Origin of the sequence: Mangrovimicrobium sediminis (assembly GCF_004745945.1) — a bacterium.
Classification (GTDB): domain Bacteria; phylum Pseudomonadota; class Gammaproteobacteria; order Pseudomonadales; family Halieaceae; genus Mangrovimicrobium; species Mangrovimicrobium sediminis.
In genome coordinates, this window is record NZ_SRLE01000009.1 from 1 (window position 1) to 15,106 (window position 15,106).

Annotated in this window: 14 protein-coding genes and 1 rRNA gene; 8 read left to right on the forward strand and 7 right to left on the reverse strand. The window is 65.9% G+C overall.

Annotation, left to right across the window (positions count from 1 at the left end; translation table 11 throughout):
- Both E4634_RS12930 and tyrS read right to left on the reverse strand, forming a co-directional pair.
- Nucleotides 1-201, reverse strand: a 16S ribosomal RNA gene (locus E4634_RS12930); the annotation flags it as partial.
- A gap of 557 nt (nucleotides 202-758) precedes the next feature.
- Nucleotides 759-2,054, reverse strand: a complete 1,296-nt coding sequence (tyrS, locus tag E4634_RS12935) for a tyrosine--tRNA ligase (protein ID WP_135444547.1) — start codon at nucleotides 2,052-2,054, stop codon at nucleotides 759-761.
- Nucleotides 2,055-2,310: 256 nt separating this feature from the next.
- Between tyrS and E4634_RS12940 the strand changes: the two genes are divergently transcribed.
- Together E4634_RS12940 and E4634_RS12945 are read left to right on the forward strand one after the other, a co-directional pair.
- Entirely contained in the window at nucleotides 2,311-3,624 is a 1,314-nt protein-coding gene (locus E4634_RS12940) for a peptidoglycan DD-metalloendopeptidase family protein (protein WP_240725176.1), read from the forward strand.
- Nucleotides 3,621-4,790 (forward strand): anhydro-N-acetylmuramic acid kinase, encoded by a 1,170-nt coding sequence (locus E4634_RS12945; protein ID WP_135444551.1) that lies wholly within the window; start codon nucleotides 3,621-3,623, stop codon nucleotides 4,788-4,790. Before E4634_RS12940 ends, E4634_RS12945 begins: the two co-directional genes overlap by 4 nt.
- A 44-nt stretch (nucleotides 4,791-4,834) precedes the next feature.
- On the opposite strand, the gene erpA is transcribed toward E4634_RS12945, so the two are convergent.
- The 3 genes from erpA to argC all read right to left on the reverse strand — a co-directional run bounded on the left by erpA (nucleotide 4,835) and on the right by argC (nucleotide 7,088).
- Nucleotides 4,835-5,188 carry an iron-sulfur cluster insertion protein ErpA gene (gene erpA / locus E4634_RS12950; RefSeq protein ID WP_135444553.1) on the reverse strand — a complete coding sequence of 118 codons (354 nt, stop codon included), beginning with the start codon at nucleotides 5,186-5,188 and terminating at the stop codon, nucleotides 4,835-4,837.
- Nucleotides 5,189-5,297: 109 nt separating this feature from the next.
- Nucleotides 5,298-6,044, reverse strand: coding sequence for a DUF6776 family protein (locus tag E4634_RS12955; RefSeq protein ID WP_135444555.1), 747 nt, complete (start codon nucleotides 6,042-6,044; stop codon nucleotides 5,298-5,300).
- 12 nt (nucleotides 6,045-6,056) lie between these two features.
- Nucleotides 6,057-7,088: an N-acetyl-gamma-glutamyl-phosphate reductase gene (gene argC, locus E4634_RS12960; protein WP_135444557.1), complete on the reverse strand. Its 1,032-nt coding sequence runs from the start codon at nucleotides 7,086-7,088 to the stop codon at nucleotides 6,057-6,059.
- Between the two features lie 185 nt (nucleotides 7,089-7,273).
- Between argC and E4634_RS12965 the strand changes: the two genes are divergently transcribed.
- The 5 genes from E4634_RS12965 to E4634_RS12985 all read left to right on the forward strand — a co-directional run bounded on the left by E4634_RS12965 (nucleotide 7,274) and on the right by E4634_RS12985 (nucleotide 12,490).
- Nucleotides 7,274-9,010 carry a chloride channel protein gene (locus E4634_RS12965; RefSeq protein WP_240725177.1) on the forward strand — a complete coding sequence of 579 codons (1,737 nt, stop codon included), beginning with the start codon at nucleotides 7,274-7,276 and terminating at the stop codon, nucleotides 9,008-9,010.
- Between the two features lie 4 nt (nucleotides 9,011-9,014).
- Nucleotides 9,015-9,440: a CopD family protein gene (locus E4634_RS12970; protein ID WP_135444561.1), complete on the forward strand. Its 426-nt coding sequence runs from the start codon at nucleotides 9,015-9,017 to the stop codon at nucleotides 9,438-9,440.
- A gap of 79 nt (nucleotides 9,441-9,519) precedes the next feature.
- On the forward strand, nucleotides 9,520-10,800 hold the full coding sequence (gene hemL, locus E4634_RS12975; protein ID WP_135444563.1) for a glutamate-1-semialdehyde 2,1-aminomutase: 1,281 nt from the start codon (nucleotides 9,520-9,522) through the stop codon (nucleotides 10,798-10,800).
- Between the two features lie 13 nt (nucleotides 10,801-10,813).
- Complete coding sequence (gene hemB / locus E4634_RS12980) at nucleotides 10,814-11,821, forward strand: porphobilinogen synthase (RefSeq protein WP_135444564.1); 1,008 nt, start codon at nucleotides 10,814-10,816, stop codon at nucleotides 11,819-11,821.
- A 30-nt stretch (nucleotides 11,822-11,851) separates the two neighbouring features.
- The gene (locus tag E4634_RS12985; RefSeq protein ID WP_135444566.1) at nucleotides 11,852-12,490 is read left to right on the forward strand and encodes a delta-aminolevulinic acid dehydratase; all 639 of its coding nucleotides are present in this window, start codon (nucleotides 11,852-11,854) and stop codon (nucleotides 12,488-12,490) included.
- Here E4634_RS12985 and E4634_RS12990 read toward each other — a convergent pair.
- Nucleotides 12,487-13,077, reverse strand: coding sequence for an NUDIX hydrolase (locus E4634_RS12990; RefSeq protein WP_240725178.1), 591 nt, complete (start codon nucleotides 13,075-13,077; stop codon nucleotides 12,487-12,489). The genes E4634_RS12985 and E4634_RS12990 overlap by 4 nt on opposite strands.
- Before the next feature lie 73 nt (nucleotides 13,078-13,150).
- On the opposite strand from E4634_RS12990, the gene E4634_RS12995 reads away from it, so the two are divergent.
- On the forward strand, nucleotides 13,151-14,629 hold the full coding sequence (locus tag E4634_RS12995; protein ID WP_240725179.1) for an ATP-binding cassette domain-containing protein: 1,479 nt from the start codon (nucleotides 13,151-13,153) through the stop codon (nucleotides 14,627-14,629).
- Nucleotides 14,630-14,661: 32 nt separating this feature from the next.
- Here the strand turns inward: E4634_RS12995 and E4634_RS13000 are convergent, their stop codons facing one another.
- On the reverse strand, nucleotides 14,662-15,090 hold the full coding sequence (locus E4634_RS13000) for a tetratricopeptide repeat protein (RefSeq protein WP_135444572.1): 429 nt from the start codon (nucleotides 15,088-15,090) through the stop codon (nucleotides 14,662-14,664).
- Nucleotides 15,091-15,106: the final 16 nt, after the last annotated feature.

Genomic DNA, 15,106 nt, shown 5'->3' on the forward strand with positions numbered 1-15,106 from the left:
GAAGGTCCCCCGCTTTCCCCCGAAGGGCGTATGCGGTATTAGCATGAGTTTCCCCATGTTGTCCCCCACTACCGGGTAGATTCCTACGCGTTACTCACCCGTCCGCCGCTCTACTCAGCCCGAAGGCCTTTCTCGCTCGACTTGCATGTGTTAGGCCTGCCGCCAGCGTTCAATCTGAGCCATGATCAAACTCTTCAGTTTAATCTTTTACCTCTGCAATCCCCGAAGGGCACAAGAGGGGTCATTTACGTGGTTACCCCACGGCAACAACCAAATCTCGGCTCAGACACAATTCGAAATCAAAGTTCAAAGAATCAATGAGTCACTTGTTGTGTCTGAATAGTCGTGTCAACTATCCCAACAAGTGCCCACACATCTGTCTTCGTCTGATTGTTAAGTAGCACCCGAAACGCGAGGGTTTGGGGTTGGCTGCCCGGGTCACCCCGAAGCAAGGAGGCGTATTATACAGCTGGGCCTCCGCTTGGCAACAAAATTTTTGCGAAATTTTGCCTTTGCCAGACTTCCCGGTGGATCGACAAATACAGGCTAAACAACTGAAACCTTTATGTATTTGCCTTCCCTGCCAGCCCTGCGAACAGTGCCGTGTCCGGTGAAGGGACGCGAACTATACGCAGCCGCTGATAGCCGCGCAAGCCCTTTCGAAAAATATTTTGGACAGTGGTGAAAATTCGCCCGAAACGCACTGTTAACGCCCTGCGGCTGCTCGCAAAACGGGCAGCCGCAGGGCGCGAATTTCTTCAGGCGATTTCGAACAGGTGGTACTTCTTCTTGCCCAGCTTGACCAGGTAATAGCTGCCGTAGAGTGCATGTTCAGGGGCAAAGCAGGTCGCTACCGCGGCATTTTCATCCCAGCCCACAACGCGGTTGTTGACGGTAACAGCATTGCGGCCCAGGGCATCTTTGACCTGCTTACCCGAGGCGGCGAGACCCGCCTCGCTGAACATATGGGTCAGGGTCTCGGGCAATTCGCCGCGCGAGAGGGTGCTGGCGGGCAACCCATCCAGTCGCAGCTGGCCGAAATCATCCGCCGAGAGGCCGTCGAGCGACCCACTGAACAGCGCCTCGGTAATGCGCTGCGCCGCTGCCAGCCCCTCTTCGCCATGCACCAACCGGGTCACCTCCCGGGCCAGGATCGCCTGGGCCTCGGGCCGCCCGGCGCGCTCGGCATCGGCGCGCTCGACCTCCGCGATTTCTGCCACATCGAGGAAGGTGAAGTAGCGCAGGAAACGGTAGACATCGTCGTCCGCGCAATTCAGCCAGAACTGGTAGAAGGCATAGGGCGAGGTGCGCGCCGGGTCCAGCCACACGGTACCGGACTCGGTCTTGCCGAATTTGGTGCCATCGGCCTTGGTGATCAACGGCATGGTCAGGCCAAACACCTGCCCGCCGTGCAGGCGACGGGTGAGGTCGATGCCCCCTGTGATATTGCCCCACTGGTCCGAGCCACCCAGCTGCAGCGTGCAACTGTGGCGCTTGTACAACTCCGCGAAGTCGAAGGACTGCAGGATCATGTAGGTGAACTCGGTGTAGCTGATGCCACTGCCTTCGCGCTCGATGCGCTGCTTGACCGACTCCTTCTGGATCATCGCATTCACCGAGAAGTGCTTGCCGATGTCGCGCAGGAAGGTCAGCACATCCATCTCTGCGGTCCAGTCGAGGTTGTTCACCACCTCGGCCGAGGACTCGCCGGCGTCAAAATCGATAAAGCGCGACACCTGGTTCTTGATCTTATCAACCCAGCCGGCGACTACATCGGGCGTGTTCAACTGACGCTCCTGGGCTTTGAAGCTGGGGTCGCCGATGAGGCCCGTCGCACCGCCCACCAGGGCCAGCGGGCGGTGCCCGGCCAACTGGAAACGGCGCAGCATCAACAGAGGTACCAGGGAGCCGATATGCAGGCTGTCAGCGGTAGGGTCGAAACCGCAATAGAGGGTGCGCACCCCGCCGTCCAGCCAGGCGGGAAGTTCCGCCTCGCCAGCCATCTGGAATATCAGTCCGCGCGCGCGGAGATCCTCGAGTAAGGCGCTGCTCATGGGCTGTTCTCGTCGTGAACCGTGGTAGGTACCCCAAACGGGGGGCGCCAACCATACAATACCGCCCCCCAAATGCAAGCTTTCGCCATTCCCCGCTAGGTAACTAGTTGATTCTTTTATATACTGGTTGATGCAAATAACCGAACTATCGGCCAGGGACATGTCGAGCACGAATCGCCCGCGGGGTGCGACAGCACTCCGCCCGGAACAGACACGCACCGCAATTGCCGCCCAGCTCACGCAGCTGCGCGGCCACGTGGCAGCGGGTGCCGTTCTGGCACTGGGTGTTGCGCTGGCGATCGGCCTGCGACCAGCGCCCTCCGGCAGCGACGTTCACACCAGTATCGACGAACTGACCAACCCGGTGGCCCAGGCCACTGCCCTGGTCGAGGCACAACCCGTCGCGGAGCCGGTGACCATCGCCGAACCCGCGCCGCCGGCCCCGGAATGGGTCGAGGAAACCGTCCGCTCCGGCGACAACCTTTCCCTGATTTTCAAGCGCGCCGGTTACACCACGCGCGATGTCTATGAAGTGACCAACTCTCCGGACGGCAAGGCCCTGGCGCGCATCTATCCCGGCCAGACCATAGCCTTTCACGGCGATGAAGACGGCACCCTGAGCGCCATTCGCCACGTGAAAAATGCTCTGGAGACAATCACTTACTACCGGGGTGAGGACGGCTTCAGCAGCGAGGTCAGCACCCGTACCCCGGAGGTCAGACGCGGCAGCGCCAGCGGCGTGATCACCTCCTCCCTTTATATGGCTGGCAAGGAAGCCGGACTGTCCACGACCACCATCATGGACATGGCCAACATCTTCGGTGGCGTCATCGACTTCGTCGGAGACCCGCGCAAGGGCGACACCATGGAACTGGTGTTCGAGCAGGAATTCCTCGACGGCAAGCGCTTCGCCGACGGCGCCATCCTGGCCGCGTCTTATACCAACCGCGGCAAGACCTTCACTGCCTTCCGCTACACCGACAGCAACGGCGATGTCGGCTACTACAGCGAAGACGGTATCAGCCTGCGCCGCGCCTTCCTGCTGGCGCCGGTGGATTTCACACGCATCAGCTCCAATTTCAACCCGCGGCGCCTACATCCCGTGCTCGGCACGCTGCGCCCGCACCGTGGCACTGACTACGCCGCACCCACTGGCACCCCGGTCTACGCCGCCGGTGATGGCCGCGTGGTCAAGTCCGGCTACTCCAGTGCCAACGGCAACTATGTGTTTATTCGCCACGGTGACCAGTTCGAGACCAAGTACCTGCACCTGAGCAAGCGCAGGGCCACCGTCGGCCAGAAAGTGACCCAGGGCCAGGTGATCGGCAATGTCGGCGCCACCGGACTCGCCTCCGGGCCCCACCTGCACTACGAATTCCTGATGAATGGCGTGCACCGCGATCCGCGCACCGTGCATAAATTCCTGCCCAAGGCCAAGGCCCTGCCCGATACAGAAATGCCGGCCTTCCGCTCGGCCATCGCGGACACCGCCGTGCAACTGGCGCAGCTGCGCGAGCGCGAAGAGGCCACCCGCATGGCGATGGCCGAGCACCAAGACGGCCACGGATGACCCACCCGCCGCGGGGGCTGTATGCCGGCCTCATGTCCGGCACCAGCGTAGACGCCATCGACACCGCCCTGGTCCGCATCGACCAGGATATCGCCCTCGAACACTGCCATTCCCACCCCCTGCCGCCCGCCCTGCGGGACGCTATTGCCGCGATCAGCCACAGCGGAGCGGATGAAATCGAACGCCTGGGCGTGCTCGACCGCCAGTTGGGGGCTCTGTTTGCCGAGGCCACGCTGGCACTGCTCGAAAGTGCAAACACCGCCCCCGAAGCCGTCACCGCCATCGGCAGCCACGGGCAGACCGTGCGCCACCGCCCTCCCTCCGGCGGCCACTCCCGCGAAGAGGCGTTCACCCTGCAACTGGCGGACCCGAACACCATCGCCGAGTTGACCGGCATTACCACCGTCGCCGACTTTCGCCGTCGCGACATCGCCGCCGGTGGCGAGGGGGCACCGCTGGCGCCGGCTTTTCACGCCCAAGCCTTCTCATCCCCGGGCAGCCGCCGGGCGGTGGTCAACATCGGCGGCATCAGCAATATCAGCCTGCTCGACGGGCAAACCCTGGTTGCCGGCTTCGACAGCGGCCCGGGTAATACGCTGATGGATCACTGGATCCAGCGCCACCTGGGGGAACCGTTCGATCGCGACGGGGCGTGGGCGGCAACCGGCAAGGTCGACCACGCACTGCTGGCATTACTGCTGCAGCACCCCTACCTGGCCCTGCGCGGCCCGCGCAGCACGGGCAAGGAGGCATTCAACCTCGCCTGGCTGGACGAGGTACTGGAGGCAAGCGGCAGCCAACCCGGCGCCGCCGACGTTCAGGCCACCCTGGCGCTCTTCACCGCGCAGACCATCGCCGCCCCGGTGCTCGAGGAGCACGGGATCGATGCGGTGTTCGTCTGCGGCGGCGGCGCCCACAACCGCGAACTGATGCGCGTACTCGGGACACTGCTGGCGCCAATCGCGGTAGCCAGCACCGAGGCCCTGGGCATCGCGCCGGACTGGGTGGAGGCGGCGACCTTCGCCTGGCTGGCCAGCCGCACAATGGCGGGGTTACACGGCAATGCGCCCGCCGTCACCGGCGCCAGCGAGGAACGAATTCTTGGGGGGGTTTACCCGGGGCGAGGACCGGCAATCAGCGCCACGCAGGCGCCAGAGGTCGGATAGACAGTAGAGAAGCGGCGACAGGCGAGAGCGAGTCGCGCCCGGGATCAAATGGAGAATGAAGCGCCGCAACCACAGGTCGTGGTCGCATTGGGGTTGTTGACGACGAAGCGCGAGCCTTCCAGGCCCTCGGTGTAATCCACCTCGGAGCCGACCAGGTACTGCCAGCTCATCGGGTCTACCACCAGGTTCACACCGCCTTCCTCGATCACGGTGTCGTCTTCGGCGGTGTCTTCCTCAAAGCTGAATCCGTACTGGAAACCGGAACAGCCGCCGCCGGTGATATACACCCGCAACTTGAGCGACTGGTTGCCTTCCTCCTCCAACAGCTCGCGCACCTTGCGCACCGCGTTGGCGGAGAGGTTGATGCTGGAAGGATTGAACGACGCTGCGACAGACATTACCTGAACTCGTGACCGACACCGGTCATATCATACTGGATTAGGTCCCAGTATCTAATACCTGAGTAATTTAGTCAATTTAAAGCGAGCCGCTACGGCCGACGACGCGTCACCCCCCGACATTGGAAAAACGCTCTTTCAGGCGCCAGGGAAACCGCTCCTCGACATCCATCTTGCTCGGTTCACGGGCGCTCGCCGTCACCCACAGGCCTTGCGGCTCGAAACCGGCGGGCAGCCGCAGGGTGCCCTCGATACTCTGGAAATAGCGAAAGCGCAGGACAATGCGCTCGCCCTCGATATCCTCGCTCAGGGCAGCCAGGGGATAGACCACTTCCTCGCCCGCCTCCACACCGTGCAACTCGGCGGTGAGTTCCCCGCGCAACAGGTTGTGCTTGCGCGCCTCCTGCTGGGCGACAATGCGGAAGGCGTAGGTGCCCTCCTCTGCCGTGGCCACCAGTTCCAGCGGACGCAGGCTGAGGCCCTGGGCGATCTCGCCCGGCGCCATCAGGCTGCGGTAGAAGCGCAGGCCCTCCTCCAGGGAGGCGATCTGCTCCTCCTGGGCGGCGAGGTCCTTGCGCAGCAACTCCAGCGCGGCCTTGTCGACCCCGGCGCGGGTTTGCTGCGCCTGGTTCTCGCCCTGCAACTGCGCCAGCTGCTCGCGCAGTGCGGGCAGTTCCTCCTGCATCGCGTGGTAACGCTCCGGGTCCAGGCGCATGCCGCTGTAGGCCGCCTGCTCGCCGAGGTAGAACGCCCCGGCAAGCATCAGGATAGACACCATGCTGAGCACAAGCAGGGTCATGCGCAGCGTGCGCTGCGGCATGTTCTCGACGACAAACTCGCTCAGTTTCGCCAGCATGCGGGGCGGCCGTCAGGGCAACAGGGCGACCTGGTCCAGGCCCATGGTCTCCGGCAGGCCGAGCATGATGTTCATGTTCTGGATCGCCTGGCCGGATGCGCCCTTGACCAGGTTGTCGATGGTCGACATGACCACCACCGTGTCGCGCCCCTGGGGCACCTGCAGCGATATCTGGCAGCGGTTGGCGCCGCGCACGGTGCGCGTTTGCGGGAACATGCCCGCAGGCAGCACATCGACGAAGGGTTCGTCGGCGTAGGTCTCCTCGTACAACGCCTGCAGGTCGCGGTGGGCGTCGGTGAGCGTGGCGAACAGGGTGGCGTGAATGCCGCGTACCATGGGCAGCAGGTGGGGCACGAAGGTCAGCTGCACCGGGTGACCGGCGAACAGCGCCAGTTCCTGCTCGATCTCGGGCAGGTGGCGGTGGCCGCCCACGCCGTAGGCCTTGAAGCTGCCATCCACCTCGGTGAGCAGGTTGTCGATCTTGGCCTGGCGCCCCGCGCCGCTGGCACCGGAGGCGGCGCTGGCGATCAGGTGCTGCGAGTCCACCAGATCGTTGGCCAGCAGCGGCTTGAGGCCGAGCAGAATAGATGTCGGGTAGCAGCCCGGGCAGGCGACCAGTTGCGCGTCGCGGATGCGCTCGCGGTTGGCCTCGGGCAGGCCGTAAACCGCCTGCTGCAGCAGGTCCGCGCTGGTATGCGGTTCGCCGTACCAGCGCGACCACAGCTGTGCATCGCGCACCCGGTAGTCCGCGGACAGGTCGATCACCCGCGCGCCGGCGGCCAGCAGGCCGGGAACGCTCTGCATCGCCACGTTGTGCGGCGTGGCGAAAAACACCACGTCACACTCGGCGAGCAGTTTGTCGTCCGGCTCGGTAAACGCCAGGTCGTAGAAACCGCGCAGGTTGGGATAGAGGTCGTCGACGCGGCGGCCGGCCTCGGCGCGCGAGGTGATCGCCACCACTTCCGCCGCCTCGTGGGCTGCGAGCAGGCGCAGCAACTCCACCCCCGTGTATCCGGTCCCGCCGACGATCGCAATCCTGGCCATGCTTTCCACCTTCAGTTTTTTCGTTGTCGTTGTCGTTGTCGTTGTCGTTGTCGTTGTCGTTGTCGTTGTCGTTGTCGTATTCGATGCCGCGCACCAGCAGCGCGCGGCCGGGCGCGGGACAGTATAAGGATAATCCCCTGTCGATTAACTGTTAATATTGGACCATCGGCCAGGGAAGTCCTCGCGTGCCAACACTGATCAGCAAATACCGCCGCTATCTCACCGACTACAACTCGGTGCTCGCCTATGCCGTGCTCGGGGTTATCGGCGGCATCGCCTCCGGCCTGGTGGTGGTGCTGTTCGAGGAAACCATCATCCAGCTCGCCGCGCTGCTCGAGGTGGAGGATCACGCGGACAACTTCGAGGCACTACCCGAGCGCTGGCGCTTTGCCCTGCCGGCGTTGGGCGCGCTGGTGCTGGGTATCGCCTTCCAGTTCCTGCACGCGGAGCAGCGCGAGACGGGCATCGTGCATGTGATCAGCCGCATGCACTCGCACTACGGCGCGCTGCCGGCGCGCAACGCCCTGGTCCAGTTCATCGCCGGCGCCTTCGCCCTCGCCACCGGCCAGTCCGGCGGCCGCGAGGGGCCGGGCGTACACCTGGGCGGCGCGGTGAACAGCCTGCTCGGCCAGCGCCTGTCGCTGCCCAACAACAGCCTGCGCATGCTCATCGCCTGCGGCGCCGCTGGCAGTATTTCCGCGGCCTTCAACACGCCCCTGGCCGGCGTGATTTTCGCCATGGAAGTGATTGCCGCGGAGTACACGGTGGCCGGTTTCATCCCGGTGATGCTCGCAGCGGTGGCCGCCTCTGCCGTCGCCCGCACCATCAATCCCGGCGGCTCCGGCTTCGACATTCCACCGCTGGAACTGACCTCCCTGTGGGAACTGCCGTACGTGATGCTGCTGGGCTTTGTCTGCGGCTTCGCCGTGGTCGCCTTCATCCGCCTGAGCAAGCTCACCGCGCGACAATCGAAGTACAACGTCATCCTGCGCTTCGCCATGGCCGGCTGCCTCACCGGAGCCATCGCCCTGCTGGTGCCCGAGGTGATGGGTATCGGCTACGACACACTGACCATGGCCCTGCGCGGCGAGATCGTGTTGTGGTGGCTGCTGGCCATTGCCGCGGCAAAAATCATCGCCACGGCGATCACTGCCGGTGTCGGGATGCCGGTGGGAGTCATCGGCCCCAACCTGCTGATCGGCGGCTGCATCGGCGGCGCGCTCGGGATCGTCGGCCAGCAGTTCATGCCCGACTACGCCTCCGGGCCGACCCTCTACGTGGTACTCGGCATGGGCGCGGCGATGGCCGCTGTGCTCAACGCACCCCTGGCCGCCCTGCTGGCGGTGATCGAACTGACCAGCAGCATCGGTATCGGCATGCCGGCGATGCTCGCCATCGTCGCCGCCAACCTGACCTGCTCGGGCCTGTTCCGGGAGCGCTCACTGCACCGCACCATACTGCGCCAGCTGCGCCGCCTGGTTCCCGACGACCCGCTCAACCAGTTGTTGCACCGCACCCAGGCCGCCGCCATCATGGACAGCCGCGTGGTGCGCGTGCCAACGGAACTGGGGGCGGATGACCACGTCACCCTGCTCGAATCGACGCCGACCTGGTGCCTGGTCACGCGCGAGGGCGAGGACCTGTACCTGATCCGCGGCGACGAGTTGCTCGAGTGGATGGCGCTCACACCGGACGCGGAGAGCTTTGACGTCACCAACGCCGATATACGCCGCTGGACGTTCACCAACGTGCCGCTGCAGGCCAGCCTGCGCCAGGTCATGGACAGCATTACCCGGCGCACCACAGAGGCCGCGTGCATTTACGAGCGCAGTCGCAGTGCCAAACAGCCAGTGCTGCACGGGGTGGTAACGCGCGAGGCGATCGAGAAATTCACACTGGGACGGCTACAGGCCGAGGAATAAGACGATGCTGTTTCTGGTGCTCAAGGCACTGCATATTTTTTTCGTGGTCTGCTGGTTTGCGGGCCTGTTCTACCTGCCGCGCATCCTGGTCAATTTCGCCGAGAGCGACAACCCCGACACCCGCGCCCACCTGGCGCAGATGGCGCGGCGCCTGTACCGCTTCGTCACGCCGTTCATGCACATACTCATCGTCCTCGGTATCGGCCTGATTCTCACCAACCCCGGCTACTACCTGCGCGCGCCCTGGCTGTGGGTGAAACTGGCGCTGGTGCTGTTCCTGATCGGCTACCACCAGCAGTGCGGGCGCTACGTGAAGGATGTGCTCGCCGATACCGACAACCACAGCCCGCACTTCTACCGATTTTTCAACGAGGTTCCCGTGCTCTTCCTGCTGGCCATCGTGCTGCTGGTCGTGCTGAAGCCCTTCTGAAACTGGATATTCGGCGATTGAGGCCGGATAATTCGCTACCCCGAGCCGCAAGCACACCAACCGCCGGAGCCAGACCCGCATGAGTACCTCAGTCCAGTTGTTCGACCGCGCCCGCCAGCACATTCCCGGCGGCGTGAACTCACCCGTGCGGGCGTTCAAGGCGGTGGGTGGCACCCCCGTATTCCTCGAGCGCAGCGACGGCGCCTACGTCTACGACTGCGAGGGCAAGCGCTACATCGACTACGTGCTGTCCTGGGGGCCGATGCTCATGGGTCACAATCACCCGGCGGTACGCGAGGCAGTGATCCGCCAGGCGGAAATGGGCCTGAGTTTCGGCGCACCCACCGAGCTGGAAATCGCCATGGCGGACCGCCTGTGCGCGATCATGCCCAATATGGACCTGGTGCGCATGGTCAACTCCGGCACCGAGGCGACCATGAGCGCGATTCGCCTGGCCCGCGGCTACACCGGGCGCGACACCATCGTGAAGTTCGAAGGCTGCTACCACGGCCACTCGGACTCGCTGCTGGTCAAGGCCGGCTCCGGCGCGCTGACCCTGGGCATCCCCAGTTCCCCCGGCGTGCCCGCGGCGCTGGCCGACCACACCCTGACCCTGACCTACAACGACGCCGAGGGCGTGCACGAGGCCTTCGCCCGCCTCGGCGAGCAGATCGCCTGTGTCATCGTCGAGCCGGTGGCCGGCAACATGAACTGCGTACCGCCGCAGCCCGGCTTCCTCGAGACCCTGCGCGAGGTATGCACGGCCAGCGGCGCCGTACTTATCCTCGACGAGGTGATGACCGGCTTCCGCTTCGGCCTGCAGGGTGCGCAGGGCTTCTACGGTATCGAGGCCGACCTCACCACACTGGGCAAGGTCATCGGTGGCGGCATGCCGGTGGGCGCCTTCGGCGGCAAGCGCGAGATCATGGAACAGATCGCGCCGCTCGGCCCCGTCTACCAGGCGGGGACCTTGTCCGGCAACCCGGTGGCGATGGCCGCCGGACTCGCCACCCTGGACATCATCAGCGCACCGGATTTCTACGCCCCGCTGTTCGCGCGCACCGAGGCGCTGTGCCAGGGCCTCGAAGCGGCAGCCGCCGAGACCGGCGTGGCCTTCACCACCAACCACGCGGGCACCATGTTCGGCGGCTTCTTCACCGCCGAGCCGGCGATCCACAACTACGCCCAGGTCATGGCCTGCGACACCGAGCGCTTCAACCGCTGGTTCCACCTGATGCTGGACGCGGGCGTCTACCTGGCGCCCGCCTCCTACGAGGCCGGCTTCCTGTCCAGCGCCCACACCGACGCGGATATCGAGGCGACCATCGCGGCGGCGCGCGACGCCTTCGCCGCCCTGTAACGGAGCGACGCCCATGAGTTTCAGCAGCCAGCGCGGCCCCTTCCCCGCCACCCGCATGCGCCGCCTGCGCGCCAGCGAGTTCTCGCGCCAACTGGTGCGCGAACACACGCTGACCCCGGCGGACTTCATCTACCCGGTGTTCGTCCTCGAGGGCACCGGGCAGCGCGAAGCCGTGCCCTCCATGCCCGGCGTGGAGCGCCTGAGTATCGACCTGCTGGTGCAACTGGCGCGCGAGGCCCACAGCCTGGGTATCCCGGCGATGGCACTGTTCCCGGTTGTGGGCAGCGAGAAAAAATCCCTGCAGGCCGAGGAAGCGTGGAATGCCGACGGCCTGGCCCAGCGCGCGGTAAAGGCCCTCAAGGACGCGGTGCCCGAGCTCGGCGTGATGACCGACGTCGCCCTGGACCCGTTCACCACCCACGGCCAGGACGGCATCATCGACGACAGCGGCTACGTGCTCAACGATGTCACCACCGAGGCCCTGGTGCGCCAGGCCCTGTCCCACGCAGAAGCCGGCGCCGACGTGGTCGCCCCCTCGGACATGATGGACGGGCGCATCGGCGCCATCCGCCAGGCCCTGGAAGGCGACAGCCACGTGAACACGCTGATCATGGCCTATGCAGCGAAATACGCCTCCGCCTACTACGGCCCGTTCCGCGACGCGGTGGGCAGTGCCGGCAACCTCAAGGGCGGCAACAAGTTCTCCTACCAGATGGACCCGGCGAACAGCGATGAGGCCCTGCACGAATGCGCCCTGGACCTCGCCGAGGGCGCCGACATGATCATGGTCAAGCCGGGCATGCCCTACCTCGACGTGGCGCGCCGGGTAAAAGATGAACTCAAGGCGCCGGTGTTCGCCTACCAGGTGAGCGGCGAGTACGCCATGCACCAGGCCGCCTTCGAGCGCGGCTGGCTGGACCGCGACGCGGTGACCCTGGAATCCCTGCTCGCCTTCAAGCGCGCCGGGTGCGACGGCATCCTCACCTACTTCGCCATCGCGGCGGCGCAACTGCTGCAGTGACGCCGCGAAGGCAGGGTCTCCGCTAACTGCATGCGCCGGTTAATCGCACTGCTGGCACTCGCCATCGCCCCGACACTGGCGGCCCAGGACTGCAGCTGCCTGTGGCAGGGCTCCTTCACCGACGTGCAGGACGAGGCCGACCTGGTGGTCGCCGGCGACATCCTGGGCAGCAAGGGCAATTCGGTAGACCTGGCGATACTCGACACCCTGCGCGGCACCTCGCACCTCGCGGAAATCCGCATCTGGCTGCAGGCCCGCGACTACTGCCGCCCACCGGTGGAAGACTTCCCGCCCGGCTCGCGCTGGGTAATGGCCCTGCAGCGCATCGAGCAAGAGGTCCCCGGCGGTTTCGACCCCGGCACGCCGAACATCAGCTACGGCCGCGTCGGCGACTACTACCTGTCCAGCTGCGGCGGCTACTGGCTGAGCCTGCACGACGAACACGTGACCGGCGCACTGGTGGACGCGCCGCGCTGGGTGCGCGAACCGAAGATGACGCCTGTGCTGTACGACCTGGTGGCCGGCTTCATCGCCGGCGAGGTCGATGCGCAGGCCCTGAGGCAGGCCAGCCGCGAGGACCCCGCACTGCGCGAGTTGATGCTGGATACCCGCGCGTTCCTGCGCCAGGGCGGCAGCCCTGCACCGGAGACCGGCACAGACAGCGACTAGGGCTTGAGTCCTTCCAGCCCGAGCAGCTCGTCGAGCATGCGCAGGGACAGGCCCCAGATGCAGCGCTCTTCCCAGTAGTAACAGGGCAGGCGCACCGAGAACGGCCGCCGCTGCCACACCATCTGCTCGCGGTTGGCGGTATCGAGCAGGAACGACAGCGGTACCCACACCACCTCGTCCACCTCGTAGTTGGGCTGGAGCTGTGCCTCGCGCTCGAGCTGGAAGACAAACGGGCTGACCGCCATCCCCCAACCCTTGCGCGGCCGCGCGGTCTTGTCCGACAGGCGCCCGATACAAACGTCGCCAGCGTCCAGAGACAGCCCGATCTCCTCCTCGGTCTCGCGTACAGCGGTGGCGAAACCGTGGGCGTCATGCTCCTCCATGCGGCCGCCGGGGAAGGCCATATGGCCGGACCACTGGTCGCCCTCCCGCTCGGCGCGCTTAATCATTAGAATGTGCGACTCGCCCTCGCGCAGCTGCAGGATCAGCGCCACCGCCGAGCGCCGCATGAGCGGGCGCAACAGCGGTTTTTTCGGTTTTTGCCGGGCCAGGCGGGCCCGGATGTCATCCAACAGCAACTGCGACAAGATCAACTCCCCCGGTAGAAGGAGGATTAAGCCAGCCCCGCTTCCCCGACTCAAGCGCGCGGCCGGTGCAGCCATGAACGACGTTCCGCTTTTCAGCCTCGACCAGGTGCAGCTGGTCTATCGCGCGCGCCCCGCCCTGGACCAGCTCGACTGGCAGGTGCTGCCCGGCCAGCAATGGGCCTGCATCGGCCCCAACGGCAGCGGCAAGACCAGCCTGGCCCGCGTGCTCAGCGGCGAGGCGCCGCATTTCGCCGGCAGCTACCAGCGCGACCCCGCACTCGCCAAGCAGGGCGTGGCCTACGTGTGCTTCGAGCAGGCCCGGGCCCTGTGCGACCGCGACCGCAAGCTCGACGACTCCGAGACCCGCGCCGATGCCAGCGACCCCGGCACCACCGTGGCCAGCGCCATTCTCGGCGCGCGCGAGCCGGAGCAGCGCTTCCGCGACTGGGTCGAGCGCCTGGGTATAGGCCACATCCTGCAGCGCGGCCTGCGCTACATCTCCACCGGCGAGATGCGCAAGACGCTGTTCATCCGCGCCCTGTTAAGCGACCCGGGCCTGCTGATCCTCGACAGCCCGCTGGACGGCGTCGACCGCGCCACCCGCGAAGAGCTGATGGCGGTCATCGACGAACTCATGCAATCCGGGCTGCCGCTGCTGCTCCTGTGCCGCGACCTCGACGACCTGCCGACCGGATGCAGCCACCTGCTGGTGCTGGATGAGGGCCGGGCGCTGTGCAGCGGCCGGCGCGAAGAGGTACTCGCGGACTCGCGTGTGGAGGCCCTGATGCGCCCGCCCCTGCCGCCGCTGGCGCCGCCGCCAGAGCCGGCGGAACGCCCCTACACCCTGCCCGCCGACACCCCGCTACTCGAACTGCACGGCGTGAATGTCAGCTACGGCGATACCCGGGTATTGCGCGATGTGCACTGGCGCTTCGAGCGCGGCCAGCACTGCGCCATCGCCGGCCCCAACGGCTGCGGCAAGAGCACGCTGCTGTCGCTGGTCACCGGCGACAACCACAAGGCCTACGGCCAGGACATCACCCTGTTCGGCCGCCGCCGCGGCTCCGGCGAGAGCATCTGGGACATCAAGCAGAAGTACGGGCAGGTGGACACCCAGCTGCACCTGAATTTCGCCCGCGGCATGCGCGTACTGGAAGTGGTCGTCTCCGGCTTTTTCGACAGCATCGGCCTGTATGACGACTGGGGCGACCGGCAGCGCGAGCGCGCCCTGCAGTGGCTGGATGCGCTGGGCCTGGGCGGGCTGGCGAAAGACGGTTTCGACACACTGTCCTTCGGCCTGCAGCGCATGGTGCTGCTGGCTCGGGCCATGGTGAAATCGCCGGCCATCCTGCTGCTCGACGAACCCACCCTGGGCCTGGACGGCGGCCACCGCCGCCTGGTGCTGCGCGCCATAGACCACATCGCCAGCCACTGCGATACCCAGGTGATTTTTGTCAGCCACTCGGTGGGCGACATGCCCGCCTGCATCAACCAGCGGCTGGTATTCGAGCCGCGCGCGGACGGGTTCGAGGTTGTGACCTACTCAGACTGAGCCCGGACTATGCCTGGTCCGGGCGCAGTCGATCAGTCGATGAAGGCCCGCAGCGCGTTGCACTGCGCACTGCCGGAGCAGTACAACAGCCCGCGCTCGGCGACCGTGCGCGCCTTGCCGGCATGGCCGGCGGCGGCGTGGGTGCGCGCCATCTGCAGGTAGATGTCGGCGTCGTCCGGGTCGATGCGCTGTGCGCGTTCGAGGATCGCCAGGGCCTGGTCGTAATCGCCGCGGGTGCGGGCGCTGTCGGCTTTGGCCAGCAGGCTCGACGGCGTGGTCGAGGTGCGCTCGGGTTCGCTGGGTCTGCTCGGGGTGACCGGGGGCGTCGGCCGCGACGGCTCGGTGGTCACCGCGGGTTCGCCGGTTTCGACGCGCGGCGGCGCGGAGGGCGTGGTGCCGCAGGCGGTGAGCAACAGCGCCAGCAGGGGCGCGCAGGCATACAGGGGACGCAGGCGGAACACGGCAATCTCCGGCGGT